Source organism: Halomonas ramblicola, from assembly GCF_030409215.1.
Classification (GTDB): Bacteria; Pseudomonadota; Gammaproteobacteria; order Pseudomonadales; family Halomonadaceae; genus Halomonas; species Halomonas ramblicola.
The window spans coordinates 1-26,373 of record NZ_JAUFPL010000027.1 but is presented as its reverse complement, the minus strand read 5'-3'; the positions used below and the strand labels follow the sequence as shown (position 1 = coordinate 26,373).

Below are 26,373 nucleotides of genomic sequence, written 5' to 3'. Positions count from 1 at the left end.
CGACGACATGGCCAATGCAATCGAAGTCAAGGTGCCCGACATCGGGGACTTCAAGGACGTCGAGATCATCGAGGTGCTGGTCGAGCCGGGCGATGCGATCGACATCGAGACGCCGCTGATCACCCTGGAGACCGACAAGGCCTCCATGGACGTGCCGTCGCCGATGTCGGGCACGGTCGGTGAACTCAAGGTCAAGGAGGGGGACAAGGTCTCAGAGGGCTCGGTCATCCTGATGCTGGAACCCGCCGAGACCGGCCCCCGGGTGGCGGACCGCGACCCGCATCCGGCGGTCCATGAACAAGGGGTTGGCTCGGCGGCGCCCGGCGACGCCGGCGGCGGTTATGGTGGCGGCAGCCTGGAAGAGGTTCGGGTACCTGACATCGGCGATTTCAGCGATGTGCCGATCATCGAAGTGCTGGTACGTGCGGGCGATACGATCCGTGCCGAGGATCCGCTGATCACGGTGGAGTCCGACAAGGCCTCGATGGACGTGCCCGCACCCAAGGCCGGCAAGGTCAGCGAGGTGCTGGTGTCGGTCGGCGACAAGGTTTCGGAAGGCTCGGCCATTCTGGTGCTGGAAGCGGAAGGGAAAGCCCCCGCCTCCCAACCCGTTGCCACCGGCGAAAAGCCATCGGCGGCCGCCGCGCCCGCCCCACAGGCGGCCACCCACACCGGCGGGGCCGACCTCGAGTGCGAGATGCTGGTGCTCGGCGCCGGCCCGGGCGGCTACTCGGCCGCCTTCCGGGCCGCCGACCTGGGGATGAAGACGGTGCTGGTGGAACGCTATGCCAGCCTCGGGGGGGTGTGCCTGAACGTCGGCTGCATCCCCTCCAAGGCGCTGCTGCATGTCGCGGCGGTCACCGATGCGGCCAAAGCCATGGCCGATCACGGCATCGCCTTCGGCAAGCCGAAAATCGATCTCGACAAACTGCGTGGCTGGAAGGAAAAGGTCGTCGGCCAGCTCACCGGCGGGCTGGCCGGCATGGCCAAGGCACGCAAGGTCCAGGTCGTGCGTGGGGTCGGGACCTTCCTCGATCCGCATCACCTGGAAGTCGCCCTGACCAGCGGCGACGGCCAGGAGCAGACCGGCGACAAGCAGGTGGTGAAGTTCGACAAGTGCATCATCGCCGCCGGTTCGCAGTCGGTGAAACTGCCCTTCATTCCCGACGACCCCCGGGTGGTCGATTCCACCGGCGCGCTGGAACTGACCTCCATTCCCAAGCGCATGCTGGTCATCGGCGGCGGCATCATCGGCCTGGAGATGGCCACGGTCTACTCCACCCTGGGCACCCGCATCGACGTGGTCGAGATGCTCGACGGGCTGATGACCGGCGCCGACCGCGACCTGGTCAAGGTCTGGGAGAAGGTCAACACGCCGCGCTTCGACAAGGTGATGCTCAAGACCCGGACCACTGACGTGAAAGCCCAGAAGGGCGGCCTCAAGGTCAGCTTCGAGGGCGACAACGCCCCCGCCGAGCCACAGACGTACGACATGATCCTGCAATCGGTCGGGCGCCGCCCCAATGGCAACAAGATCGGCGCCGAAAACGCCGGCGTGGCGGTCGACGAGCGCGGCTTCATCAATGTCGACAAGCAGTTGCGCACCAACGTCGGGCACATCTTCGCTATCGGCGACATCATCGGCCAGCCGATGCTGGCCCACAAGGCGGTGCACGAGGCGCATGTCGCCGCCGAGGCCGCGGCCGGACAGAAGAGCTTCTTCGATGCCCGCCAGATTCCCTCGGTGGCCTACACCGACCCGGAAATCGCCTGGGCCGGCAAGACCGAGACCGAATGCAAGGCCGAAGGCATCAAGTACGGCAAGGCAGTATTCCCCTGGGCAGCTTCCGGTCGTGCCATCGCCAACGGCCGCGACGAGGGCTTCACCAAGCTGCTGTTCGACGAGGACACCCACCGCATCATCGGCGGGGCCATCGTCGGCACCCAGGCGGGGGATCTGATCAGCGAACTGTGTCTGGCCGTCGAAATGGGCTGCGACCCGGTCGACATCGGCAAGACCATCCACCCGCATCCGACCCTGGGCGAATCGGTGGGCATGGCCGCCGAACTCTTCGAAGGCGTGTGTACCGATCTGCCGCCGCAGAAGAAGCGATAGGGTGACTTCCATCGGGCTGCCGATGTCGCCGCGCTCACGCAGCTACCCAACCCGAGCCGGTAAACCTGGAACGATGGAACTTGAATGCAGAGAAGGGGGAGGACATAAAAATGACCGAACAACCTCGCCAGCCGGAAGAAAATGATGAAACAACCGGCGGTCGATCCGCCAGGATGACCTGGGGCCTGCGCGCCTTCGGGTTGCTCATGGCGCTGGTGGTGTGGCTCGCCATGGGCCAGGCCGAGGGGCTGTCGTCGGACGCGCGCTGGGTGGCGACGATCGCCACCCTGATGGCGGTCTGGTGGATGACCGAGGCGATTCCGCTCTCGGCCACGTCCCTGCTGCCGATCGTGCTGATCCCGATGCTCACGGCGCGGACCGTCGGCGAGGCTACGGCGCCCTACGCCAGCTCCATCGTGTTTCTGTTCCTCGGCGGCTTCCTGATCGCCATCGCCATGGAGAAATGGAACCTCCACCGGCGCATTGCGCTCTTGACGCTCGCCCGGGTCGGGATCGAGCCGAAGCGGATCGTGCTCGGCATGATGCTCGCCACGGGCTTCCTGTCGATGTGGGTCTCGAACACCGCGACGACGCTGATGATGCTGCCGATCGGGCTCTCCGTGCTCCGCCTGGTGGCGGAGCGCAGCGGCGAGTCCACGGAAATCGTCTCCCCCGGCCATGATCCCGCGGGCCACGCGCACGACCACCACCGGGCCGGCCATGTCGACTTCATCGTCGATGACAACATCAAACGGTTCGGCGTCTGCCTGCTCCTGGCGATCGCCTGGTCGGCGAGCATGGGCGGCCTCGGCACCCTGCTGGGTAGCCCGCCGAACGCCATCGTCGCCGGCTACGCCGCCGACGAGCTCGGCCGCACCATCGGCTTCCTCGAATGGATGATACTCGGCGTGCCGCTGGCCTTCACCTTCATCCTGGTGGGCTGGGTGCTGATGACCCGGGTGCTCTACCGGTTCGAGGTCGCGGAGATTCCCGGCGGCAAGGAGATGATCGATGGCGAGATCCACAAGCTCGGCCCGCTCAGTCAGGGCGAGAAGATGGTGATGATCGTCTTCGGCTCGGCGGCCTTCCTGTGGGTCGTGCCCGGGTTGCTCGCCACCCTCCCCTGGGTGGGCGAGCGGATGGGGCCGCTGGGCGAGCTCAACGACACCGCCATCGCCATCGCCGCCGGCATCGCGATGTTCATCCTGCCCGGAAGAGGCCGGCGCGAGATGGTGCTGAACTGGCAGGACGCCGAGGACGGGCTGCCCTGGGGCGTACTGCTGCTGTTCGGCGGCGGCCTGAGCCTCGCCGGCGCGGTCGCGGGGAGCGGGCTCGACAGCTGGTTCGGCGAGCAGATCACCGGGCTGCAGGTGCTGCCGATCCTGCTGCTGGTCGCCGCCGTGGCCACGATCGTGCTCTTCCTCACCGAGGTCACCAGCAACACGGCGACGGCCGCGACCTTCATCCCCGTGCTCGGGGGGGTGGCGGTCGGGATCGGCGCCGACCCGATGACGCTGCTCATCCCCGCCGCCTTCGCCGCGACCTGTGCCTTCATGCTGCCGGTCGGCACGCCGCCCAACGCCATCGTCTTCGGCACCGGCGCGGTCACCATCGCCCAGATGGCGCGGGGCGGGGTCATCCTCAACCTCATCGGGGTCGTCCTGATCACCGCCTTCTGCTATCTGCTGGGCGGCTTCGCGCTCGGGCTGCAGTTCTGACCGGTGGCCGTCGTGCCTTCCCGGGGTGGATGGCCTTCGGCCCGCGCGAATGCCTCGGGATAGCGCCGCTGTGCCCAGCATAGCGGCTCAAGGCGCGGTTGACGCAAGGCGCCGGCGCCGCGCATCTTGGCGCAAACGTAAACCGCTGGAGGCGACATGGAAACGTTGTTGCATGCAGGTTCGGACGTGACGGAGGCGGTGCTGGCCGCCATCGCGCATATGCCGACGACCAGCCTGCCGGTACTGATGGACGATGACTTCGCCCGGCGCCTGACCGATGCCGATTTCATGCGGGTAACGGTGCTGCTGGCGCAGAAGAGCTACGACGAGGGAGGCTGCCCCATCGGCGCGGTGATCATCGACAATGCCACGCGCCGAATCCTCGGCAAGGGGCACAACACCCTGGTGCAGGAGAACCACCCCTACCATCACGGGGAGACCTCCGCCATCCGCGATGCCGGGCGCATCGACTTTGGCCGCACCACCCTGTTCACCTCCCTGAGCCCCTGCGAGATCTGCGCGACCCTGCTCCGCATGCGGGGCGTCTCGCGCGTGGTGGTGGGCGATGTCACCAATGCCTCGGGGACCGAACCCCTGCTGCGCGACAAGGGCATTCAGGTCGATATCCTGGAAGACCCGCGCGGCATCGAGCTGTATGCCCGCTTCCGCGCCGAAAGGCCCGAGCTGGACCTCGAAGACTGGAAAGGCCTCAATGCAACGCGAGAGCAGTGACATCGGCCCGGATGGCATCCTGCCGGCAGACACCATGACGCGCCCCCTCACCACCGAGCGGCCGATCGGCGTGATCAGTGATACCCACGGGCTGCTGCGCCCCGAGGCGCTGGCGATGCTGGAGGGCTGCGGGTTGATCCTGCACCTGGGCGACGTGGGCAGCCGAGACGAGGACGCCGCCATCCTCGAGCGGCTGGCCGACCTGGCTCCGGTGGCGGCGGTGCGCGGCAATATCGATACCGCGCCCTGGGCCGAGGCGCTGCCGATGACCCGAGACCTCACCGTCAACGGCTGGCGCCTGCACCTGGTGCATATCCTCCAGGAATTCGACCCGGCCACGCCCTGCGACGCCGTGCTCCACGGCCACTCCCACAAGCCGCGCCACGAGTGGCAGGATGGCCGGCTGCTGTTCAATCCCGGCGCCGCCGGCAAGCGTCGATTCCGCCTGCCCATCACCCTGGGCAAGCTGTGGGCCGACGAGCGCGGCCTGCGCGGCGCCATCCTGCACCTGCCGCTGTGAGCAGGGGGCGACTGTCAGCGGGTCCGTGATCGCCGATACGAGGACATCGCAAGCATGACGACGACCCAGGAAACCGAGCTGGCCCCGCACCTGCGGGAACTGCTCATGGGACTGCCCGACGAGGCGCTGCCGATCACCTACCGGCAGGCCGCCGAGGCCCTGGGCCTCACGCCGCCACGCACCATCCAGCGCGTCGCCCTGGCCCTGGAGGCGCTGATGCGCGAGGACGTTGCCGCCGGGCGCCCGATGATCGCCGCCCTGGTGGTCAGTCGCCGCGGCGACCTGCCCCGACAGGGCTTCTTCGAGCTGGCCGTGGAGCTCGGCCGCTTTCCGGCCGACCCGGCCCGGCATGAGGCCGCATACCGTGAGGAGGTTGCCAAGGCGCTGGCCGAGCGGTGACGGCCTGGGCCTGACCGAGCTGGGCCAGGCCGTGCTCGAGGGGCATCGTTCCTGGCGGGAGCTTGCCCCTGTCGAGCGCTGGTGGGTGGGATACGGATTCCGCCAGGTAAGCCAGCCCCGGTCGGTTATGAGCACGTCTGGCTTCCTCTCGCGACTGGCGCAGGTTGATGGTGGCCTCCTCGAAATGGTGCCTGCGCGCCGCTGCCCTGCCAGCATGAACAGGCGTGGCGTATCGGCAGGAACCTGATCGATGATGTTGACGTGTGTCACGTGACGGATTACTTTTCGGAAATGATCAAGTCCTTTGCCGACAAGCGCACCCAGGAGCTGTATGCCAAGGGGCAGTCAAGACGGTTCCCGGCCGCTGTGGCAGCCAGGGCTGCCCGCAAGCTGGAGTACATCCACCTGGCCGCGCGGCTGGATGATCTGAGAGTACCTCCCGGCAATCGGTTGCATGCGCTCTCCGGTGATAGGGCGGGGCAATATGCCATATCGATCAATGCCCAATGGCGTATCTGCTTTCGTTTCGAAGACGGTGACGCCTACGATGTCGAAGTATGTGACTACCACTGACATGAGGAAGTGAAGATGGCCATTCAAAATACGGGTGGCATGCAGCGAAGGCCCACGCATCCCGGTGAAATGTTGCGCGAGGATTTCCTGCCAGATTATGGCCTGACCGTTGCGGGGCTTGCCGAAGCGTTGGGCGTATCACGCCAGTCCATCAATGAATTGCTACGCGAGCGGCGAGCCGTCAGCCCGGAGATGGCGCTGAGGCTCGGCCGCTTGTTTGGTAACTCACCGGAATTCTGGCTGAACGCCCAGCGCGCCATCGACCTCTGGGTGGCTGCCGCGGCCATCAAGGACGAGGTGGAGCGGATCAAACCGCTCGACGCAGCATGATCGGCTCCGGGAGCGAGATGGGATATGATAAGCAGGTTAACGATTCATGCCATTATCCCTCGAGGTCCCATGAACCCCACCATTGAGTTGCTCAAGTCCCATCGCTCGATCCGCAAGTTCACCGACCGGCAGATCCCCCGCGAGCTGCTGCTGGAGCTGATCCGCGCCGGCCAGGCCGCGGCGACCTCCAGCCACGTCCAGGCCTACAGCGTCATCCACGTCAGGAACCCGGCCAACCGCGAGAGGATCGCCGAGCTGGCCGGCGGCCAGGCCTATGTGGCGAGCTGCTCGGACTTCCTGGTATTCTGCGCCGACATGAAGCGTCCCACGGAGGCCTCCGAGCGCACCGGTGCCAACGTGGTGCGCGGCATGACCGAGCAGCTGCTGGTGGCCAGCGTCGACACCGCCCTGATGGCCCAGAATGTGGCGATCGCCGCGGAGTCCGAGGGGCTGGGCCTCTGCTACATCGGCGGCATCCGCAACAACCCCCACGCCATCAGCGACCTGCTGCGCCTGCCGGAGCACGTCTACCCGGTGTTCGGCATGTGCCTCGGCTACCCGGCCGTTGATCCGGACGTGAAGCCGCGCCTGCCGGTGGAGGCGATCCTCAAGGAGGACCATTACACCGAGGATCGCGAGCAGGTCGAGGCCTTCGACGAGGCCATGCAGAGCTATTACGGCGGGCGCAAGGGCGGCAACAAGGACTCCAACTGGTCGCGCAATCTCTCTCCGCTGTTCGATACCAAGCTACGCGCCCATATGCGCGACTTCCTGGTCGAGCGCGGCTTCGAGATGAAGTAGCGGTGGGGCGTCAAGGTCCCGCTGGGGATTGCCTGTACGCCATGCTAGGCATGATCCATGCACGGCCACATGGATCGATTTCCTGGGGGCCTGCGCGGCGCCATCCTGCATCTGCCGTTGTGAGACCCAGGCGGCCCGCCGGACGATGGATCACTTGAAGCGGGAGCGGGCGGACTTGAAGGATTCGCTCACCGAGTCCCAGGCACGTTCGACGCCATCCTTGACGTCCTCCCAGGCGTCATCGCTGGCCTCCCGTAGCTCGGCCAGCTTCTGCCGGGCCTCATCGCGGTGCGACTCGAGCCTGTCGATCTCTTCCTGGTACTCGATGCGGGCATCGGCCTGGGCACCCTGTGCACGGGCCTTCAGCTTGTCCACCTCGGCCTGCCATTCGTCCAGCTTGGCCTGCAGCTTCTGCTCGTATGCTTCCCTGTTGCTCATGGGGCTCTCCTTTCCGTCTGACGGTGTGTGATCCAGAAGTGCGCGCGCTCGGTCTGTCGGACGCATGCTACCTACTCAGAGTGGAATATCCCGCTGGGGTTTCCATGCCGGCGACGATTCCGCGGCAGGCCCTCAAGTCTCCGTATACGCTTCCATTGCGAACAGGGCCAGGAACTGCCTGCCCCATAGGAAGTCACGGTCGACCGAGCCCAGATCGGCTTCATCACACACGGCCTCCCATTGTTCCCGGATCGTGGCGATCCTGGCTATGCCGGCTGTCGGAGCGGCTGAACGGAACGCGGCCGGGTCTCGGGGCCCGGCCGCAGGGTGTCATGCCTTGTGGTGCTGGCAGGTCACCGTCGGGTTGAACGGCTCGAGGTTGCCGTTGGGATTGTCGCGAAACCACAGGTGCTGATCGTAGTGCGCCTCGAAGTGGTGGGCCTCCTCGGCGGGGGTGGTCGGGTCGTCGACCATGTAGTCCCAGTTGCGCCCGGCCAGGGTCGGCGGTCCGCCGTTGCCCGCGGCTTCCCAGGCCTTGTGGAACACCAGGTTCTCGACGCCGACCAGCATCAGGGAGCCGTCTTCCTGGGGCTCGTAGAGCAGGATGGCGGGGTTCATGAAGTCGGTATGGGTGCCGGTGCCGTCGACCCGTGGCGCGGTGACCGTGAGGCCGAGCAGGTCGGGACGCAGGTAGTGGATGCCCATGGCACCCAGTTCGGCGGGCATGCCATGGGCCGCCGCCGTGACGCACTCCCCGGAGGGATCCGGGATATAGCCTTCCGTCAGGGCCACATTGACATCCTCGAAGCGCAGCGTGGCGGCGCGTACCGATTCGATCAGTGCCGCCACCTCATCGCTCTGGACGCTGCCTGTCGGCGGGTATGCCGCTGCCAGTTGCGCCGCTGTCAGGCCCGCCACGATGACACCACCCCACAGGACTGCACGCATAGGATTTTCCTCCCGGCGCTGCCGGGCCGGCCGCATCGGGCAGAGTGCCCACCGGCGTCCCAACCCGAGCCCCCTCGCGGCCGAAAGGAGGGTGACCCGGAACGCATTGACCATCCCTATCACTATAGTGGAGCCGGCGACCTGGCCGACCGATATCGTCGCCAGGGAACTCAGCGGCATCGATCCAGCGCATGGGGGAAATCATTCTTTGGTGCTAGGATGAATCTCATAACACCATAACGACACCGCCCGTACGCAAGGGATGACACCATGGCAACGGCTTACACCGAGCCCCGCATCACCGCCGGGTGCAGGACCAAGGAGGATGGCCGAATCGCTGATCCAGATAGGCGTTGTTCCACGCTAGAGTTGGCATTATCGCTGTCCATATCTTGACGTTAAGGTGGCCCATGGAAGCTGGAGCATCCAACGCGACAGAAGAGCATACGCTGGTGGATATTTCCCTGGGGCTGGATGAATTGGCCGAAGCGTCGTCCGAACGCGCGCTGCTCGAGATCCTGCATGCCATCCGCATCCATCTCGGTATGGAAGTCGCCTTTATCTCGGAGCTTGAGAACGAAAGGCGGATCTTTCGCTTCGTGGACGAGGAGGCGGGAGCACCACACCTGGAAGTCGGGGCTTCGGATCCTGTTGAGGAAAGCTACTGCCAACGGGTCGTGGATGGCCGGCTGCCGGAAGTGATCCCCGATGCACGACAGGAGCCGGCGGCGCTGGACCTGGTGGCCACCCGGGAGATGCCGATAGGCGCTCACCTCAGCGTGCCCATACGCCTGCAGGATGGCAGCGTTTACGGCACGCTGTGCTGCTTCGATCGCCAAGCCAACGCCACCTTGAATGAGCGTGACCTGGCCATGATGCGGGTCTTTGCCGACTTTGTGGCGCGGCAGCTTGAGCGTCAGCGCGAGCGCAAGCAACGGCAGAAGGGCGCCGAGGCAAGAATACGCGATGTGCTCGACCAGCGTCGCTTCCACATCGTCTTCCAGCCCATGCACGATCTCGTCGACCAGCGCATCGCCGGTTATGAAGCGCTGTCGCGCTTCGTCGCCGAGCCGAACCGAGGTCCCGACAAGTGGTTCGAGGAAGCCGCCACTGTGGGGCTGCGAGTGGAACTGGAACTGGCGACCATCGAGTTGGCGCTGGAGGCGCTGCCCGAGATTCCCGACTCGGCCTATCTGTCACTCAATGCCTCTCCGGTCACCATTCTGTCCGGCCGGCTTGCCGCTCTGTTCGGGCCCTATCCCCTTGACCGCCTGATGCTCGAGGTCACCGAACACGATGTCGTTGACGACTACGCCGGCCTCTTCGAGGCGCTGGTCGAGATGCGTGGGCAAGGGCTCAGGCTGGCGATCGATGATGCCGGCGCCGGCTATGCCAGCTTTCGCCACATCCTCCGCCTGGCGCCGGACGTCATCAAGCTGGATCGGTCCCTGACCCACGGCATAGACACGCGCCCCGACAGCCGAGCGCTGGCCGCGGCACTGGTGGGCTTCACGGCCGAAACGGGCAGCCGGCTGCTCGCCGAGGGCGTCGAGACACAGGCCGAGTTGCAAGCACTGCGAGACATCGGGGTCCGCAAGGCGCAGGGCTATCTGCTGGGGCGGCCGGGCCCCTTGCCTGCCTGACGAGGCCCCTCCGGGAGCTTTCCGAGTCCGATCAGGAAGGTAGTACTCCACGTTCTCGGTAAATCGGCCTCCGCACTCCCGCTTTGCTCTCCCGCAAGCAGCCTGGCTCGAGCCAACGACTCTCCGAGAAAAGCGGCACGGTTCACATCGGGACCCCGGGTAGAGGCTTGAGCTCAAGGGGCGTGCCAACCGGCAGCGCCTCGCTCGGCCAGCAACCATGACCCCAGCCCGGCGACGGCGAGTCCCAGGGTGGCGAAGAGCATGAAGGTGGTGACATGGCCTTCGGCCCCGACCAGCCAGCCGGCCAGCGGGGAGCCGGCGACCTGACCGACCGAGGTGGCGAGCAGCGGCAGCACCGGGGCGAAGGAGGGCGCCTCGATCATGATCTGGGTGCTCCTGACCAGGTGGAAACCGGTGAGGGTCATGTAGCCGACGCCGAACAGGGCCGCGGATACCAGGGCGAGGGCGAAGTTGCCGGGATCGACGGCCAGCAGCGCGAGGCTGGCAGACATCACCGTGAGGCCGGCAGCATGGCTCGCGGCCGGCCCGAAGCGCGCGATGAGATCGCCGGCGCCGGCACCCGCCAGCCCCCCGAGGCCGACCGCCAGCCACATCCAGGCGGTCTGGCTCGGCGCGAGCCCCCCGGCGTTGATCACCGCATCGGGGGCGAACACCCAGTAGGCCGCGCTCACGCCCCCCATGCCGGCGGCCAGGCCGCTCAGCCGGGCGATGCCGAGCCACTGCACCCGGCTCACCGGCAGGGCCGCCGGGCACGGCCGCGATGCCGAGGGGCCCTGGTCATCCCGGGGCAGATAGCAGAAGGCCGCCAGGGCGCCCAGGGCCGCCAGGGAGGCGAACCCGATATAGGCACTGCGCCAGGCCTCCGCCCAGATCAGCACCGCGGGCATGGCGAGCGCGATCCCCAGGCTGGTGCCCGCATTGATGGTGGCGTTGACCCGCCCGCGCAGGACCCAGGACGGCACGACCCGGTGAACCGCCTCGGCCATCACCGGCGATGACAGCCCGGTGCTGATCCCGCAGATCAGCACGCCGCCGGCCAGCAGCAGCGAGGACGGCGCCAGGGCGATCGTCACCAGCCCGATCACGGCCAGGCCGGCGGCCGCCACCCCCGCGCGGCGAACCCCGAGGCGGCGCGTCACCCAGGGGGCGGCGAGGATGGCGAAGACGAAGCTCAGGAAAGGCAGGGCGCCGATCACTCCCGCCATGGTGGCGGAGATCGTCAGCTCGTCGCGCATCGCGGGCAGGAAGAGCCCGAACACGAAGCGCGCCAGGCCGTAGGTGATGGCGATGACCCCGCTGCCGAGGGTCGCCATGCCGAGGGGGGACAGCGGCCTCATGGGGTCTCGCTCCGGGCCGCTGCGAGCAGGGCGTCGGCCACCGCTCGCGTGTCGGCCAGGGCCGTCTGCGCGCCCAGCAGGGCCACCGCCGTATTGCTGCCTTCCAGCAACAGAAAGACGCGTCGCGCCAGGCCGGCGTGGTGGTCCAGCCCGTCGCGGGCCACGGCGGCCTCGAGGCGTGCCAGCAGGTCGGTCTTGGCGGACGTCGCCAGGGCATGGATCTCGGTGCTGTGCTCGGCGAACTCGCCCATCGCCTGGGCCATGATGCAGCCATGCTGGCTGTAGCGTTCCAGCCAGTGGCCATGCGCATCGATCAGGGCCCGTGTCACCTGGCCCGGCGAGGCGCAGGCGGTTGCCGCATCGAGGCTGGCCATGAAGCGTTCATGGCGGGCCTTCAGCACGGCCGCCACCAGGGCCTCCTTGGAGGGGAAGTGGTTGTAGAGCGTCATGCGTACCACCCCGGCGGCTGCCACGATGCGGTCGATGCCGGTGGCGTGGAATCCCTGCTCATAGAAGAGGCGCTCGGCCGTGGCGAGCAGCTGGTCGCGCTTGGAGGCTGGCATCGGATGTCGCTCCTGTATAGACCGATCTATCTAAATACAGGCCCATCTAAGTATAGGACATCCGGCGGTGTCAAACGATACTGCAATGAAGGGCGCCCGTAAGGGCGCCCGGCTGGGATCAGGCGTCGCTCGCGCCACCGACCGTCTGGAAGACCTCGAAGCCCTCGAACTTCGGCGGGCCCAGGTAGAGGCCCTCACGGCGGCTCTGGCCGGCGTTGGCGTGCGCCTTGCGGAATGCCTCGGAGTGCGTCCAGGCCTCGAAGTCGTCGCGCGAGCGCCAAATGGTGTGCGAGGCGTAGAGGACGTGATCCTCCTCCTCGGGGCCGCGCAGCATGTGGAATTCGACGAAGCCGGGCAGGCCCTGCAGGTGGGTCTCCCGCTCCAGCCAGATCTGCTCGAACTCTTCCGTTCTTTCGGGATTGACCCGGAAACGGTTCATGGCGATGAACACGGTGCTCGCTCCTTGTGGTCAGGCGGCGGATGGTTTCCGGGTGACGATGACACCTTCACCGATGGTGGGCAAGGTCACCGCACGCCGCCGCGCTGCGCTCGACCCGCACTGGCAACCGGCCGGCAACGATCCGACGCATCAGAGTTTCAACAGGCCTGCGCCGATCGCCTCGCCGAGGCGGTCGACGGCGGAGGCCAGCCGTTCGTCGATGACATGCAGGTATTCCGTCCAGTCGTCGACGTGGCGCAGTTCCGTCTTGCCGTCCGAGATGCCGCGCAGGACGACGAGCGGCACGTCGAAGCGCATGCAGGCGCGCAGGCAGGCATAGCTTTCCATGTCCACCATCTCGGCGGCGATGGCGTCATAGGCCGAGCCCGAGACGATATTGGCGCCGGTCGACAGCGAGGCCTCACGAATGCCGGGGATGCGCAAGGGCAGCGGGACGGTCGCCGGCAGGTCGAGAAAGGGCGTGGCACCCTTCTCGAAGCCCAACGGGGAGGCGTCCATGTCGCGGTAGGAGACGCAGGTCGCCTGATAGATCTCGGTCTGTTCGAGAACCCGGCTGCCGGCCGATCCCAGCGACACCACGAGATGCGGCAGGCGCTCGTGCCGGGCGAGGGCGGCAAGGGCCGCGGTGAGCTCGACGGCCGCCTCGACGGGGCCAACGCCGGTCATGAAAGGTGCGAAACGCTGCTGGAGATGCGGGCCGTATTCGGCCTCGGCCGCCATCACGAAGAGGATGTCGCGGCCGCCCAGGCCGGTCAGCGGCGCCGGTGCGCGTGGTGTCTGGTTCATCCCGAGAGTTTCCCGCAGGCAATCAATACCATCATCATGAAAGGCAGGGTGACGGTCACCTTGGCTCAGTGTACTGCCCTGGAACAGGGATGCGCGATGGCGCGCCGTCGATGACGTCTCGACTGAACCGCCTATGGGCCAAGCCATGCTTCGGTGCTAGGCTGACGTTCGATACCTGATAACGATACCGCCGATACGCAAGGGATAACCCCCCATGGCAACGGACTCTGCCGACTCCCACATTACAACACTCCGCGTTCTCGACAGGGGCAGGCGTCCATCGGCGGCACCTCGCTTTCTGATTCCACCCACGCCATCGGACCTCCCGGCAGTGATTGCCATGGCTGGATGATACATGCGTAACAATCAGAACCCCGAACAGCGCGCCCGCGATCGCATCGACGACCAGCTCCGATCCTCCGGCTGGGTCGTGCAAAGCCTGGCGGAGCTGAATCCGTCGGCAGCGCGGGGCGTAGCGGTGCGGGAGTATCCCACCGAGACCGGGCCCATGGATTATCTCCTGCTGGTGGACGGCGAGGCGGTGGGCCTGATCGAAGCCAAGCGCGAGGAGGAAGGCCATCGCATCAGCACGGTGGAGGAGCAGTCGGCCCGCTATGCCGATGCCCATCTGAAGCATATCGGCAAGGTGGATCTGCGCTTCGTCTATGAGGCCACCGGCGAGATCACCCGCTTCACCGACCGCCACGACCCGGCGCCCCGCGCCCGCGAGGTGTTCCAGTTCCACCGCCCGGAGACCCTGACGGTGTGGCGCTCGCAGCCCGCCCCGTTCCGCAAGCGACTGCAGGCACTAACCGTCCTTCAACCGGATGGCCTGCGCGACTGCCAGTTTCACGCCATCGGCAACCTGGAAACCTCCCTCAAGGAGAACCGCCCCCGGGCGCTGATCCAGATGGCCACCGGCGCGGGCAAGACCTTCACCGCCATCACCAGCATCTATCGCCTGCTCAAGCACGCTGGGGCCAAGCGCGTGCTGTTCCTGGTGGACACCCGCAACCTGGGCGTGCAGGCGGAGAACGAGTTCCACCAGTACCTGCCCCAGGACGACAACCGCAAGTTCACCGAGCTCTACACCGTCCAGCGTCTGCGCTCGCCCCATGTGCCCAGCGATGGCCAGGTCTGCATCTGCACCATCCAGCGGCTCTACTCCATCCTCAAGGGCGAGCCGCTGCCCGAAGAGGCCGAAGACGAACCGGCCGGGCTCGATGCCCTGCGCAAGGAACCCTTGCCGGTGGTCTACAACGCCAAGGTGCCGCCGGAGTTCTTCGATGTCATCGTCATCGACGAGTGCCACCGCTCCATCTACAACCTCTGGCGGCAGGTGATCGAGTATTTCGACAGTTTCCTGGTGGGGCTCACCGCCACGCCGGACAACCGCACCTTCGGCTTCTTCCAGCAGAACGTGGTCAGCGAGTACCCGCTGGAGCAGTCCGTGGTGGATGGCGTGAACGTGGATCACTTCGTCTGGCGCATCGACACCCGGCTGACCCGGGAGGGCGCGACCATCGAGGCGGAGGAGACCGTCGAGCACCGCGACCGCCTGACCCGCGAACAGCGCTGGTCGCAGCTCGACGAGGATCTGGAATACGCCGGCAGCCAGCTCGACCGCAGCGTGGTCAACCCCAACCAGATCCGCACCGTCATCCGAGCCTTCCGCGACGCCCTGCCGCGCATGTTCCCGGAGCGCCGCCTGCCGGCCGGCGAGGGCGGCGACGGTATCAACACTGGCGGCGTCGAGGTGCCCAAGACCCTGATCTTCGCCAAGACCGACAGCCACGCCGACGACATCATCAAGATCGTCCGCGAGGAGTTCGCCGCCGGCAACGACTTCTGCAAGAAGATCACCTACCGCATCGACGAAGACCCCCAAGGCCTGCTCAACAGCTTCCGCAACGATTACCACCCGCGCATCGCCGTCACCGTGGACATGATCGCCACTGGCACCGATGTGAAGCCCCTCGAGTGCCTGCTATTCATGCGCGACGTGAAGAGCCGCAACTACTACATGCAGATGGTCGGCCGCGGCACCCGCAGCCTGGACGCCGACGGCCTGCGCCAGGTCAACCGCAGCGCCAGCGGCCCCAAGGAGCACTTCGTGCTGGTCGACGCCGTGGGGGTGAGCGAATCGAAGAAGATGGAAACCGGCACCCTGGAACGCAAGCCCAGCGTGCCCATGAAGGAGCTCATGCAGGGCGTGACCATGGGCGTGCGCGCCCCGGACACCCTGACCAGCCTGGCCGGCCGCCTGGCCCGCTTCAGCAAGCGGCTCGATGACGAACAGCATCGCGAAGTGCGTAAGATCACCGGCGGCCCGGACCTCAATTCCATCGCCGCCGAACTGCTGGCCACTGACGACCCGGACGCCCTGCGCCGCGCCGCCCGGGAGGCTCATCAGCTTCCCGAAACCGCCGAGCCAAGCCCGGCGCAGATCGAGACGGTGCGCGAGCAGCGAGCGAAGGCCGCCACCGCCTCCATCACCGGCCCGCTGACTACCTATCTCGAAGAGGTCCGCCAGCGCCAGGAGCAGCTGGTGGACGAGATCAACCCGGACGAGATTACCATCAGCGACTGGGAGACCGACGCCGACACCCACCGCGAGAACCTGCGCCAGGCATTCCGGGAGTGGCTGGAGGCCCACCGGGACGACATCGACGCCCTGACCATTTACTATCACCAGCCGCACCGGCGCCGCGAGATCACCGCCCGGGCCATCCGCGAGCTGCGCGACGCGCTGAAGCGCGAGCAACCCAAGCTCGCCCCGGCCCGGGTCTGGGACGCCTACGCCCGCCTGGACCAGGTTCCGGCGCGCCGGCCGGAATCGGAGCTGGCCCAGATCATCGCCCTGGTGCGCCGGGTCAGCGGCTGGGACAACAAGCTCACGCCCTATGCCGACACCGTGCGCGCCAACTTCAAGCGCTGGGTCTTCGGCCGGCACTCCGGCAATCAGCCCAAATTCAACGAGGAACAGATGGCCTGGCTCGAAAAGATCCGCGACCATATCGCCGCCAGCTTCCACATCGGCGTGGAAGACCTGGACTACGCCCCCTTCGACGCCGAAGGCGGCCGCGGGCGCATGTGGCAACTGTTCGGCGAGAATATGGAGAGCGTGTTGGATCAGATGAATGACGAGATGGCGGCGTGATGAAGACTTCTGCGCTAGACCTACCTGCAAAGGCTGCCCAGAGGCCAAACCAGTGGGAAGAGACGGAGCTTGGAGAGTTCATTGCTGCTATAGAGAGCGGTAAAAGCTTTAAATGCCTTGAACGACCCCCAGAAGACAATGAGGTCGGTGTGGCCAAGGTGAGCGCGGTAACGTGGGGTGAGTATCAAGAGCAAGAAAGTAAGACTTGCTTAGACACGAAGCGTATCCAGGAGCGTTTGTTTATTCGCGAAGGTGACTTCTTGTTCAGCCGAGCGAATACGGTAGAGCTTGTCGGTGCCTGCGTGATTGCGAAGTCTGTTGCGCGCAATATCATGCTCAGCGACAAGATCCTTAGATTGGAATTTTCCGGAATGCTTCCGCGCTTTGTCCTTTTCTATCTACGGTCCAAGCAAGGTCGCCGCCAGATTGAACTGCTGAGCACGGGAAACCAGCAGTCAATGCGCAATATTGGCCAAGAGCGAATCAGGGCGATTCAAATACCCGTGCCGCCTCTTGCCGAACAACGCCGTATCGTCGCCAAGATCGAGGAACTCTTCTCCGAACTGGACAAGGGCATGGAAAGCCTGAAAACCGCCCGCGCCCAGCTCAAGACCTACCGCCACTCCCTGCTCAAGGTCGCCTTCGAAGGCCGCCTAACCGAACAATGGCGCCACAAGGCGAAACAATCCGATAAGCTGATCTTTGTTCGCCAAACGCTGGAGAGTATCCCACCTTTACCCAGGCCAAATCGCTGGAAAACGCGGAGCAAGGATGTGATCTATTCGCATCCTTGTTTGGCGGTCGGAAACCCTAAGACCCCGTTGCCTAAAGAATGGCAATGGGTTCCGCTTGTGGATGTTGCGAGGATGGAAAGTGGGCACACACCAAGTCGGCGGCGGCCGGAATGGTGGGATGGCGATATTCCGTGGATAGGCATAGCAGATGCTCGCACTAACAACGGAAAAATTATATCCGAGACTGCACAGTACACCAATGAAGAAGGTCTGAAAAACTCTGCTGCGAGACTTCTCCCTCAGGGCACTGTTTGCGTGAGCCGTACTGCGTCAGTTGGTTATGTGGTCGAAATGGGATTTGATATGGCCACCAGTCAGGACTTTGTTAACTGGGTTCCCTCGCAAGCCGTTACTTCGGCTTGGCTTCGCTTGATCTTTGGTGCCCACAAAGAGTACCTGCTTCGATTCAGTAGAGGTACTACCCATAGAACTATCTATTTTCCAGAATGGCTGTCAGTACATATTGGCTTGCCGCCCCTAGAAGAACAGCGCCGAATCGTCGAGGTGGCGGAGGCCAGGCTATCGGAATTGGAGGCACTGGAACGCACGATTGAACAATCACTTGGGCAATCTGATGCCCTCCGCCAATCCATCCTGAAGTGCGCCTTCGAAGGCAAGCTCGTCCCCCAGAACCCTGACGACGAGCCGGCCAGCGAGCTGCTGAAACGCATCCGCCAGGCACAGGCGAATGCGCCCAAACCCGGACGCCGCAAGCGCCAAGCCGAGGCCTCGGCATGAATGCTTCCACCGCTCGCGCGTTGCTCGACCAGCTCCGGCAGCTCGATGAATCCGACCGCATCGAGGCTAAGCGGGCCTCGGCCATCGGCAAGTCGATCATGGAGACGGTTTGCGCCTTGGCCAACGAGCCGGGGCTGGGCGGTGGCTGGTTGCTGCTGGGGGTAGAAAAGGCATCGGACCAGCCGGGAGATTACCGGGTGGCCGGCGTGCAGGACCCGGACACGCTGCTCAATGACCTGCATTCGCAGTGTGCCAATGCCTTCAATGTGCCGGTGCGGATTCAGGCCCGGGCGGAAGCGCTGGAGGAGGGCACGGTCATCGTGGTGGAGGTGTCGGAGGCCGATCCAGCGTCCCGTCCCATCCACTTCGCCAGCAAGCCCCTGCCGCGCTCGGCGTGGCGTCGTGGGCCCAGCGGCGACTACCGCTGCAACCAGGACGATCTGGCGGCATTGTATCTGGGGCGGGCGGGCCAGAGCCACGATGCCTCGGTCGTGTCCGGCGCCAGCCTGGAGGACCTGGACCCGGACGCCATCGAGCACTACCGCGATGCCCGCCGCGCGGTGAACCCGGCGGCGGAAGAGCTGACCTTTTCCGACCCGGAGTTGCTGGAGGCGCTGGGCGCCGTGGTCCGCAAGTCAGGCCAGCTGTATCCGACGGTGGCCGGCGTGCTGCTGTTCGGCCGCCGGGGTGCCCTGCGCCGGCTGTTCCCCGCTAACCGCGTGGACTACATTCGCATTCCCGGCAAGGAGTGGATCGAGGACCCGCACGAGCGTTTCACCACGCTAGACCTGCGCGATACGCTGCCTCGGCTGATCCAGCGGGCCACTGCGGCGGTGCTGGATGACCTGCCGCGAGCCTTCCAACTGCCGGAGGGCGAGATCCGGCGGGACGAGAAGACGGTGCTGCCGGACAAGGTGGTCCGGGAGGCGGTGGTGAATGCGGTGATGCACCGCAACTACCAGCGCCAGCAGCCCATCCAGCTGCTGCGCTACAGCAACCGACTGGAAGTTCAGAACCCGGGCTACTCCTTGAAGGCGCTGGAGAACCTGGGCGAGCCCGGCTCGCAATGGCGCAACCCCGTGATTGCCTCGGTGCTCCATGAGATGGGGCTGGCAGAGACCAAGGGCAGCGGCATTCGCGTCATGCGCCGGCTGATGGACGAGGCAGGCCTATCCCCACCGAGCTTCGATTCAGACCGTCACCACGATCAGTTCGCCGCCACCTACCTGTTCCACCACTTCCTGAGCGAGGCGGATATTGCCTGGCTGGGGCAGTTCCGGCACCTGGGGCTTGGCGAGGACGAGCAGCGGGCGCTGATCTTCCTCCGCGAGACCGGCCGGATCACCAATTCCGATTACCGCGACCTGAACCGGGTCGATACCCTGGCCGCCAGCCAGCGCCTGGCGCACCTGCGGGACCTGGGGCTCGTCGAGCAGGTGCCGCGGGGCCCGGCGACGTACTATGTGCCGGGCGAGCGGCTCGAGCCGCTGGCGGAGGAGGGGGAAGGCGACCTCTTCACACCCTTATCTACGCAGTCGGGGGGCTTATCACAGGAGTCCGGGGGCTTACCTACGCAGTCAGAGAGCTTATCTACACAGTCAGAGAGCTTATCTACACAGTCAGAGAGTTTATCTGCACGGTCAGAGGGCGAATCTAGGGAGTTCCTGCTGGCCGAACTGCCCGAGTCGCTGCGCCAGATCATAGAGTCTATGGGTCAGAGGAGTCGGGATACCAGCCGGATGGAATCCGTCATCCTGCAGCTTTGCGCATTTCGACCTTGCTCCCTGAGCGAACTGGCAACGATCACGGGCCGTAATCGCCACTACCTCCGGCACCGTTATCTGAAGCCATTGATACGCAGCGGGCAGCTTCAGAGAAAGTATCCCCATGAACCCAACCGCCCGGATCAGGCTTACATTGCCACCGAGGAGCCATCATGAACGCCGAAAGCCTGGTTTCCAAAGTCTGGAACTTCTGTCACATGCTCCGCGACGACGGCGTGAGCTATGGCGACTACCTGGAACAGCTCACCTACCTGATCTTTCTCAAGATGGCGGACGAATACAGCCGGCCGCCCTGGCATCGGGATGTGGGCATCCCCGAGTGGTACAACTGGCAAAGCCTCAAGGCGCGCAAGGGGACGGAGCTCGAGGGGCATTACATCGAGCTGCTGCGCCAGCTGGGCCGGGAGCGGGGCATGCTGGGCCAGATCTTCACCAAGGCCCAGAACAAGATCCAGGACCCGGCCAAGCTGGCAAGGCTGATCGACCTGATCGATGCCGAGACCTGGGTGATGTTGGATGCCGAGGTCAAGGGCGACATGTACGAGGGCCTGCTCGAGCGCAACGCCCAGGACACCAAGTCCGGCGCAGGCCAGTACTTCACCCCGCGTCCGCTGATCCGCGCCATGGTGGAGTGCGTTCGCCCGCAACCCGCCAGGACGATCTGCGATCCGGCCTGCGGCACCGGTGGCTTCTTCCTCGCTGCCTACGATTACATCAAGGACCACCACATGGCGGAGATGACCGCCGAGGAGAAGCAGGCCCTCAAGCACCACACCTTCTACGGCAACGAGATCGTTCCCAGCGCCCGCCGCATGTGCTTGATGAACCTCTTCCTGCACAACATCGGCGACATCGGCGATGACCCCACCATCTCGCCCACCGACGCACTGTTGGCGGAGAATCCCAGGCGGCACGACTACGTGCTGGCCAATCCGCCCTTCGGCAAGAAGAGCACGCTTACCATCACCAACGAGGCCGGCGAGCAGGAGCGCGAGGAGTTCGAATACAACCGCCAGGACTTCTGGGCCACCACCTCCAACAAACAGCTCAACTTCGTTCAGCACATCAGGACGCTGCTGAAGGAAAACGGCCAGGCCGCCGTGGTGGTGCCGGACAATGTGCTGTTCGAGGGCGGGGCGGGCGAGACGGTACGCCGCAAGCTGATGGAAACCACCGAGCTGCACACCATCCTGCGCCTGCCCACTGGCATCTTCTACGCCCACGGCGTCAAGGCCAACGTGCTGTTCTTCGACGGCCGCCCCGGCCGCGCCGAACCCTGGACGGACGCGGTCTGGTTCTACGACTATCGCACCAACATCCACCACACCCTGAAGAAGAAGCCGCTGCGCGACGAACACCTGCGCGAGTTCGTCGAGTGCTACAAGCCGGGCGAGCGTCACCTGCGCGAGGAGACCTGGAGCGAGGATAGCCCGGAAGGTCGCTGGCGCCGCTACAGCCGGGAAGAGGTCTTCCAGCGCGACAAGACCAGCCTCGACATCTTCTGGCTGCGCGACAAGTCTCTGGGGGATCTGGACAACCTGCCCGAGCCCGACGACATCGCAGAAGAGATCATCGAGAACCTGGAATCCGGCCTGGAAAGCTTCAGGAGTGTGTTATCGGCGCTGCAGTCCGACACTGAAGCGGACCCGATCCGCCGGAGTGGGAGTCATGGGGTGGAGTAGGGTTCATTTCGTCTCGAGAATTGCCTGGCGCAGTGCCTCGGGCGGTTGGGCGCCCGACAGACCGACTGCACCATCGATGATGAAGGTGGGCACACCGCTCACACCCAGTCGCCGTGCCTCGTCGAGGCCGGCTCTTACCTCGCTGCGGCCCTGGTCGCTCGCGAGAAAGGCGGGTATGTCGATATCCGCTAGCCCGCCGGCACGCGCGGCGTTGGCCAGTACCGCGCTGTCACCGATGTCCTGCCCCTCGACGAAGTAGTGCCGGAAGAGCGCGTCGACCACGGCCGACTGGACGCCATGTTCCCCGGCGAGCCAGATCAGCCGGTGGGCGTCGAAGGTGTTGGGCGTTCGCGTCATATGTTCGTGGTGAATCTCGAGGCCGGCCTGGGCGGCAGCGGCCTCCACCTGGGCGTCGAGAGCCTGGGAGCGCTCCCAGGAGCCGAACTTGGCAGTGCGGTAGTCGCGCCGCGACAGGCCCTCGGCGGGCATGTCGGGATTGAGCTCGAAGGGGTACCAGGCCACCGATACGCCGATTTCCTCGGGCAGTTCGGCCAAGGCGAGATCGAGGTGGCGTTTGCCGATGAAGCACCATGGGCAGATGGCATCGGAGATCACGGTGATGTCGACGTGAGGCATGGTCGCTGAACCAGTGGGTAGGATTCCCTCGAACCCTATCATCTCCAAGCGCAGTGGTGTGGTTCATCGACGCGGCTTGCCTTGCCATGGGTCACCTCGTCCCAGTGTACCGCCTTGACGGGGTGCCCACCGCTCCTGGGCAGGATCGAGCGGCCAGCGTCGCATTTTCGCCTGCTAGGCTGAAAGGAGGTTCCCACGCCGCCCCGGGAGGGCGCCAGAGCCATGGGGAAGGGCGCGCGAGACAGCGGCGGGAGGAGGTTTACCATGCCTTCCAGAGCACGCTACTCCCATGGCGGCTGGCTGGGCGCCGCCCTGGGGCTCTGCCTGGCGGCACCCCTGGCCGTCGCCGAGATTCGGGAAGCCAGCGGTGAGTGGCGCCGGATGGCACCGCTACCCGAGGCGCGTACCGAGGTCAGCGTGGCCACCGACGGCGAGCGCATCTTCCTCGCCGGCGGCTTCCGGCAGGCCGGTGAGCGCGACGCCACGGCGCCGCGCACGCTCTTCGTCTATGACCCCGGCGACGACCGCTGGGAGGCCCTCACGGAGCTGCCGCGTGGCGTCAATCACGCCGGCTTCGAGTATCACGACGGCCGGCTCTACGTGATCGCCGGCTACGAGGAAGCCAGCTTCATCCCCACCGACGCTTTCTATATCTACGACATCGACACGGATAAGTGGCGCCAAGGCCCGGTGGTCCCCACCCCGCGGGGCGCCTTGGCCACGGCCGTGCTCGACGGGCGCATTCACGCCATTGGCGGCACCACCCACGGCCGGGAGGATGTCAGCGTCCACGAGGTCTACGACCCGCAAAGCGACGCGTGGAGCCAGCTCGCGGCCATGCCCACCCCGCGCAACCATCACCGTGCCGCCGAGATCGACGGTCGCATCGTGGTGCTCGCCGGCCGTGACGACTCTACCTTCCGCCTGACCACCAACGAGATCTACCACCCCGACGACGATCGCTGGGAGGAGGGCGCCCCGGTACCCACCGGGCGCAGCGGGGTCGCCGCGACGGCGCTCGACGACTGGGTCTACCTGTTCGGCGGCGAGACCTTCACGCCCGAGGAGCGCACCTTCGACGAGGCGGAGCGCTACCACCCGGAGGAGGACCGCTGGGAGCGCCTGCCGCCCATGCCCACGGCCCGCCACGGCCTGGATGCGGCGGCGGTGGAGGGGGCCATCTACGTCATCGCCGGCGGCCCGGAAGCCGGCTTCGCCTTTTCCGGCGTCAACGAGCGGCTGATTCCCGACGACTGAGACGTGACTCTCCGTTGATCCCATGCATGGGACAAATCATTCTTTGGTGCTAGGCTGAATCTAAGAACACCATAACGACACCACCAGTACGCAAGGGATGCCCCTATGGCGACGGATTCCCCCGAACCCCGCATCACCCTGCACCCGCACGACCGCCGGGTGCGGGTGACGATCGGCGACACCCTGCTTGCCGACACCACCCGCGCCATCGAACTCCGCGAACGCGGCTACCCGCCGCGTCAGTACCTTCCCCGCGAAGACGTGCGGATGGAGCTGCTGACGCCCGCCGATACCGTGACCCACTGCCCGTTCAAGGGCGATGCTTCCTACTTCTCGTTTGGTGATCACGCCAATGTGGCGTGGAGTTATGAGCAGCCATTGGAGGGCATGGAAGCGATTGCTGGGAGGCTGGCGTTTGATGGTGAAAAAGTTGAGGTGAGGGTGAATGAATGACCGCGCACGACCCAAAGCCGACATCCCGCAAAAGGCGGCGAGTACGACCACTGCGGATATGTAGCATGCACGATGATTGGTGTTATACTGCCGAGCTATTCTTAAATCATAGAGTTTTCAATGGGTTGTGAGTGTTGTTGCGTGCGGGATAACATTGTTGAACGCGCGTGCTCGTTAAAGTGGAATATCGAGAACGCTATATAATACAACTTTTATGCAGTCACAGGGAGTGAGTATGAATGAATTTGGAGCCTTTACATCTTTCCTATCCGGTATTGGCTTAGGTGGTGTGATCACATTTTTGATCAAACATTTCCTCGAGCAGAGATCAAAACTAAGGGAGATGTGGCTTTTAGACTACAAGGCCTCCTGTGATGGTTTGCTCGATGCATATCGGGAAGTCGCGCTCAAAGATTCCGATGAATCGAAGAAAAAATATGCCTATTGGGAGTTAAAGCTACAACTATACGCTTCGGAAACTGTGCTCCAAAAGCTTCAAGAATTGAAGGATAGCCCACCTGGTACAACAGCCAGAGACACTGCTCAGCGAGCATTATTGAGAGAAATGCGTAAGGACCTTGGCTTTGCATAACAAGTCGCTGTTGTCGGACAATTTTTCCACCGCTTCGCGGCTCCAAAATTGCCGCAGAGCTTAGCGTTAAGCAGGAGAGGATTCCACCTGGTGAGTATCAACATATTTATCGATACAAATATTTTCCTGTCTTTTTACCACCTCTCCGATGATGACCTCGAAGAGATTCGAAAGCTGAGTGTGCTTTTGGAAAGAGACGAGGTCAGGCTTTGGTTGCCCCAGCAAGTAAAAGATGAGTTTTTCAGAAACAGAGAAAATAAGGTCCACGATGCGATTAAGCGCCTGAAGGACCAAAATAAAAAAGCATCGTTTCCTGTATTTTGTAAAAGCTACCCCGAATTCAATGAGATTCGTGAGCTTCAAAATAATTTCAACTCGAAAATGAAAGACTTAGTAAGTGGTTTGGAGTCCGACATTAGAGAGCGGAAGCTTGAGGCTGATGAGGTCATTGGCGAGCTCTTCCGGAATTCGAAGGAGCTGCCTATAAGCGACGAAGTCGTTAGCAAGGCAAGGTTCCGTGTTGATGTGGGGAATCCACCGGGGAAAAATGGATCTCTCGGCGATGCAATAAATTGGGAGGTTCTTCTTTCTCAGGTGCCTATGGGAGAAGAACTGTATTTAATAGCGGATGATAAGGATTACTACTCTGTATTGGACGAAAACTCTTTGAAAGATTTCTTGATTGATGAGTGGTCCGAGACAAATAAGTCTGACGTTATTTTCTACAGGAGGCTATCTCAGTTCTTTAAGGACCATTATCCAGATATTCGAATGGCTAGTGAGCTCGAGAAAGAACTTGATATCAAGTCACTCCGTGAGAGCTCCAATTTTGCAGCAACGCACTCCACGATTGCGAGACTATCGTCCTACGGCGATTTTTCTTATAGCCAAGTAAACGAGTTATCAAGAATCTTAGTCAACAATGAACAAGTGAGTTGGATTGTATGTGATTCTGATGTAAATGGTTTCTACGCCGATTTGGTGAATAAGTACCGTGAGCAAATTGAGACCGAATACCTTCAAGAAGTTGAAGCCCATTTGTGGTCATGTGTCGACGAGTAGCATGCTTAATCACTGTTATGTTTACAAGGTGTAGGGCTATGGAAGATATACGAGGAAATCTCAGGTCATACCCCAAGCAAGAAATAGCTATGGAGTATTTGAATCTAGCTCTACGCGAATATGTAGCCGGTAGAAATTTAATAGCTGTCATCAATCTTTCTGGTGCAGCAGAGGAGATGCTTGGCAAGATTGTATCACTCAAAAAGAATGAGAGCGCTTTTCAGCGAGCTCAAAGGTGGACGCGAAGCTGGTTCAAATTAGTCGGCAAAGAAACGCCGGCGAATAAAGACCTTAACAAGCACCTCCTTAAAGTGAAAAATGGTATCAAACACATCGATGGTAAAGATGATATGAATATTGAGTTCGATATAGACCGAGAAGCCAAGGAAGCAATCCGGAGAGCAATTGAAAACTTTAACCAAATACCTGGCATTAGCCAATCTGCAGAAATACTTGCATATTATCAACGTGAGAGAACATAACAAGGTGCACCACCAACGGCCACTTCGTGGCCTGGACCTCGCTTCGCGAGGCCGGTGTGCGCGGCGTTATGTGTGTTGCGCATGTACTGCACTAGGGAGGTAGTATGATTATCGAAAAATCAAAATTTGAACAAGCATGTCGCTCTAATTCAGCAAAATTGGCTGCATTACCTCAAGACAATGAAAAATGGTGTTTGGCTATGAAAGTCGGATCCGCAACAGCTTATCTTGGGCATTCAAGTGCTCGGTAGTTGTCAAGCAAGTTGTCGTCTCTGAGTTCATTCACGCCGCCCGTTTTTCTGGTTCGGGCGTGGTGACATGCAGTTCCCGCTCCGGGTTGAGCGAGAC

25 protein-coding genes are annotated in these 26,373 nt (G+C 63.6%); 18 read left to right on the top strand and 7 right to left on the bottom strand.

The features are described from left to right. The first annotated feature begins 7 nt into the window (after window positions 1–7). The 8 genes from lpdA (at window position 8) to nfsA (ending at window position 7,189) form a co-directional block, all read left to right on the top strand. Window positions 8–2,116 (top strand): dihydrolipoyl dehydrogenase, encoded by a 2,109-nt coding sequence (gene lpdA / locus QWY80_RS10280; protein WP_353960448.1) that lies wholly within the window; start codon window positions 8–10, stop codon window positions 2,114–2,116. A 110-nt stretch (window positions 2,117–2,226) separates the two neighbouring features. Next, on the top strand, window positions 2,227–3,834 hold the full coding sequence (locus QWY80_RS10275) for an SLC13 family permease (RefSeq protein WP_290231069.1): 1,608 nt from the start codon (window positions 2,227–2,229) through the stop codon (window positions 3,832–3,834). Window positions 3,835–3,990: 156 nt separating this feature from the next. Then, window positions 3,991–4,566 carry a nucleoside deaminase gene (locus QWY80_RS10270; RefSeq protein WP_290231067.1) on the top strand — a complete coding sequence of 192 codons (576 nt, stop codon included), beginning with the start codon at window positions 3,991–3,993 and terminating at the stop codon, window positions 4,564–4,566. A gap of 34 nt (window positions 4,567–4,600) precedes the next feature. Then, window positions 4,601–5,086, top strand: a complete 486-nt coding sequence (locus QWY80_RS10265) for a metallophosphoesterase family protein (protein WP_290231384.1) — start codon at window positions 4,601–4,603, stop codon at window positions 5,084–5,086. 54 nt (window positions 5,087–5,140) lie between these two features. Next, on the top strand, window positions 5,141–5,485 hold the full coding sequence (locus tag QWY80_RS10260) for a hypothetical protein (RefSeq protein ID WP_290231065.1): 345 nt from the start codon (window positions 5,141–5,143) through the stop codon (window positions 5,483–5,485). 270 nt (window positions 5,486–5,755) lie between these two features. Further along, window positions 5,756–6,058, top strand: coding sequence for a type II toxin-antitoxin system RelE/ParE family toxin (locus tag QWY80_RS10255; RefSeq protein WP_290231062.1), 303 nt, complete (start codon window positions 5,756–5,758; stop codon window positions 6,056–6,058). A 15-nt stretch (window positions 6,059–6,073) separates the two neighbouring features. Continuing rightward, on the top strand, window positions 6,074–6,388 hold the full coding sequence (locus QWY80_RS10250; RefSeq protein ID WP_290231060.1) for a HigA family addiction module antitoxin: 315 nt from the start codon (window positions 6,074–6,076) through the stop codon (window positions 6,386–6,388). Window positions 6,389–6,457: 69 nt separating this feature from the next. Next, window positions 6,458–7,189, top strand: a complete 732-nt coding sequence (gene nfsA / locus QWY80_RS10245; protein WP_290231059.1) for an oxygen-insensitive NADPH nitroreductase — start codon at window positions 6,458–6,460, stop codon at window positions 7,187–7,189. Between the two features lie 150 nt (window positions 7,190–7,339). On the opposite strand, the gene QWY80_RS10240 is transcribed toward nfsA, so the two are convergent. Both QWY80_RS10240 and QWY80_RS10235 read right to left on the bottom strand, forming a co-directional pair. Beyond that, window positions 7,340–7,627 carry a sll1863 family stress response protein gene (locus tag QWY80_RS10240; protein ID WP_290231057.1) on the bottom strand — a complete coding sequence of 96 codons (288 nt, stop codon included), beginning with the start codon at window positions 7,625–7,627 and terminating at the stop codon, window positions 7,340–7,342. Between the two features lie 330 nt (window positions 7,628–7,957). Next, entirely contained in the window at window positions 7,958–8,575 is a 618-nt protein-coding gene (locus tag QWY80_RS10235) for a hypothetical protein (protein ID WP_290231055.1), read from the bottom strand. 410 nt (window positions 8,576–8,985) lie between these two features. On the opposite strand from QWY80_RS10235, the gene QWY80_RS10230 reads away from it, so the two are divergent. Beyond that, window positions 8,986–10,218: a sensor domain-containing phosphodiesterase gene (locus QWY80_RS10230; protein WP_290231053.1), complete on the top strand. Its 1,233-nt coding sequence runs from the start codon at window positions 8,986–8,988 to the stop codon at window positions 10,216–10,218. A gap of 173 nt (window positions 10,219–10,391) precedes the next feature. On the opposite strand, the gene QWY80_RS10225 is transcribed toward QWY80_RS10230, so the two are convergent. The 4 genes from QWY80_RS10225 to QWY80_RS10210 form a co-directional block, all read right to left on the bottom strand. Further along, entirely contained in the window at window positions 10,392–11,576 is a 1,185-nt protein-coding gene (locus QWY80_RS10225) for an MFS transporter (RefSeq protein ID WP_290231051.1), read from the bottom strand. Further along, complete coding sequence (locus tag QWY80_RS10220) at window positions 11,573–12,139, bottom strand: TetR/AcrR family transcriptional regulator (protein ID WP_290231049.1); 567 nt, start codon at window positions 12,137–12,139, stop codon at window positions 11,573–11,575. Before QWY80_RS10220 ends, QWY80_RS10225 begins: the two co-directional genes overlap by 4 nt. A gap of 118 nt (window positions 12,140–12,257) precedes the next feature. Next, entirely contained in the window at window positions 12,258–12,590 is a 333-nt protein-coding gene (hmuQ, locus tag QWY80_RS10215) for a heme-degrading protein HmuQ (protein ID WP_290231047.1), read from the bottom strand. 138 nt (window positions 12,591–12,728) lie between these two features. Continuing rightward, complete coding sequence (locus QWY80_RS10210; protein ID WP_290231045.1) at window positions 12,729–13,385, bottom strand: 5'-methylthioadenosine/S-adenosylhomocysteine nucleosidase; 657 nt, start codon at window positions 13,383–13,385, stop codon at window positions 12,729–12,731. 355 nt (window positions 13,386–13,740) lie between these two features. Here QWY80_RS10210 and QWY80_RS10205 point away from each other — a divergent pair, with 355 nt between their 5' ends. From QWY80_RS10205 to QWY80_RS10190, 4 genes are read left to right on the top strand one after another with little or no spacing between them, the layout of a single operon-like run. After that, the gene (locus QWY80_RS10205; RefSeq protein ID WP_290231042.1) at window positions 13,741–16,545 is read left to right on the top strand and encodes a type I restriction endonuclease subunit R; all 2,805 of its coding nucleotides are present in this window, start codon (window positions 13,741–13,743) and stop codon (window positions 16,543–16,545) included. Beyond that, entirely contained in the window at window positions 16,545–18,077 is a 1,533-nt protein-coding gene (locus QWY80_RS10200; RefSeq protein ID WP_290231382.1) for a restriction endonuclease subunit S, read from the top strand. The genes QWY80_RS10205 and QWY80_RS10200 overlap by 1 nt, the downstream gene beginning before the upstream one ends. Continuing rightward, entirely contained in the window at window positions 18,074–20,017 is a 1,944-nt protein-coding gene (locus tag QWY80_RS10195) for a DUF8451 domain-containing protein (protein WP_290231040.1), read from the top strand. The genes QWY80_RS10200 and QWY80_RS10195 overlap by 4 nt, the downstream gene beginning before the upstream one ends. Then, entirely contained in the window at window positions 20,014–21,543 is a 1,530-nt protein-coding gene (locus QWY80_RS10190; RefSeq protein ID WP_290231038.1) for a class I SAM-dependent DNA methyltransferase, read from the top strand. Before QWY80_RS10195 ends, QWY80_RS10190 begins: the two co-directional genes overlap by 4 nt. A gap of 3 nt (window positions 21,544–21,546) precedes the next feature. Here the strand turns inward: QWY80_RS10190 and QWY80_RS10185 are convergent, their stop codons facing one another. Continuing rightward, window positions 21,547–22,158: a DsbA family oxidoreductase gene (locus QWY80_RS10185; RefSeq protein ID WP_290231035.1), complete on the bottom strand. Its 612-nt coding sequence runs from the start codon at window positions 22,156–22,158 to the stop codon at window positions 21,547–21,549. A gap of 285 nt (window positions 22,159–22,443) precedes the next feature. Between QWY80_RS10185 and QWY80_RS10180 the strand changes: the two genes are divergently transcribed. From QWY80_RS10180 to QWY80_RS10160, 5 genes are all read left to right on the top strand, one after another. Continuing rightward, entirely contained in the window at window positions 22,444–23,436 is a 993-nt protein-coding gene (locus QWY80_RS10180; RefSeq protein ID WP_290231033.1) for a Kelch repeat-containing protein, read from the top strand. Between the two features lie 105 nt (window positions 23,437–23,541). Beyond that, window positions 23,542–23,889, top strand: coding sequence for a DUF427 domain-containing protein (locus tag QWY80_RS10175; protein WP_290231031.1), 348 nt, complete (start codon window positions 23,542–23,544; stop codon window positions 23,887–23,889). A 235-nt stretch (window positions 23,890–24,124) separates the two neighbouring features. Next, complete coding sequence (locus QWY80_RS10170) at window positions 24,125–24,481, top strand: hypothetical protein (protein ID WP_290231029.1); 357 nt, start codon at window positions 24,125–24,127, stop codon at window positions 24,479–24,481. Between the two features lie 90 nt (window positions 24,482–24,571). Next, window positions 24,572–25,543, top strand: coding sequence for a PIN domain-containing protein (locus QWY80_RS10165; protein ID WP_290231027.1), 972 nt, complete (start codon window positions 24,572–24,574; stop codon window positions 25,541–25,543). A gap of 38 nt (window positions 25,544–25,581) precedes the next feature. Further along, window positions 25,582–26,025 (top strand): hypothetical protein, encoded by a 444-nt coding sequence (locus QWY80_RS10160; RefSeq protein ID WP_290231025.1) that lies wholly within the window; start codon window positions 25,582–25,584, stop codon window positions 26,023–26,025. Window positions 26,026–26,373 lie beyond the last annotated feature (348 nt).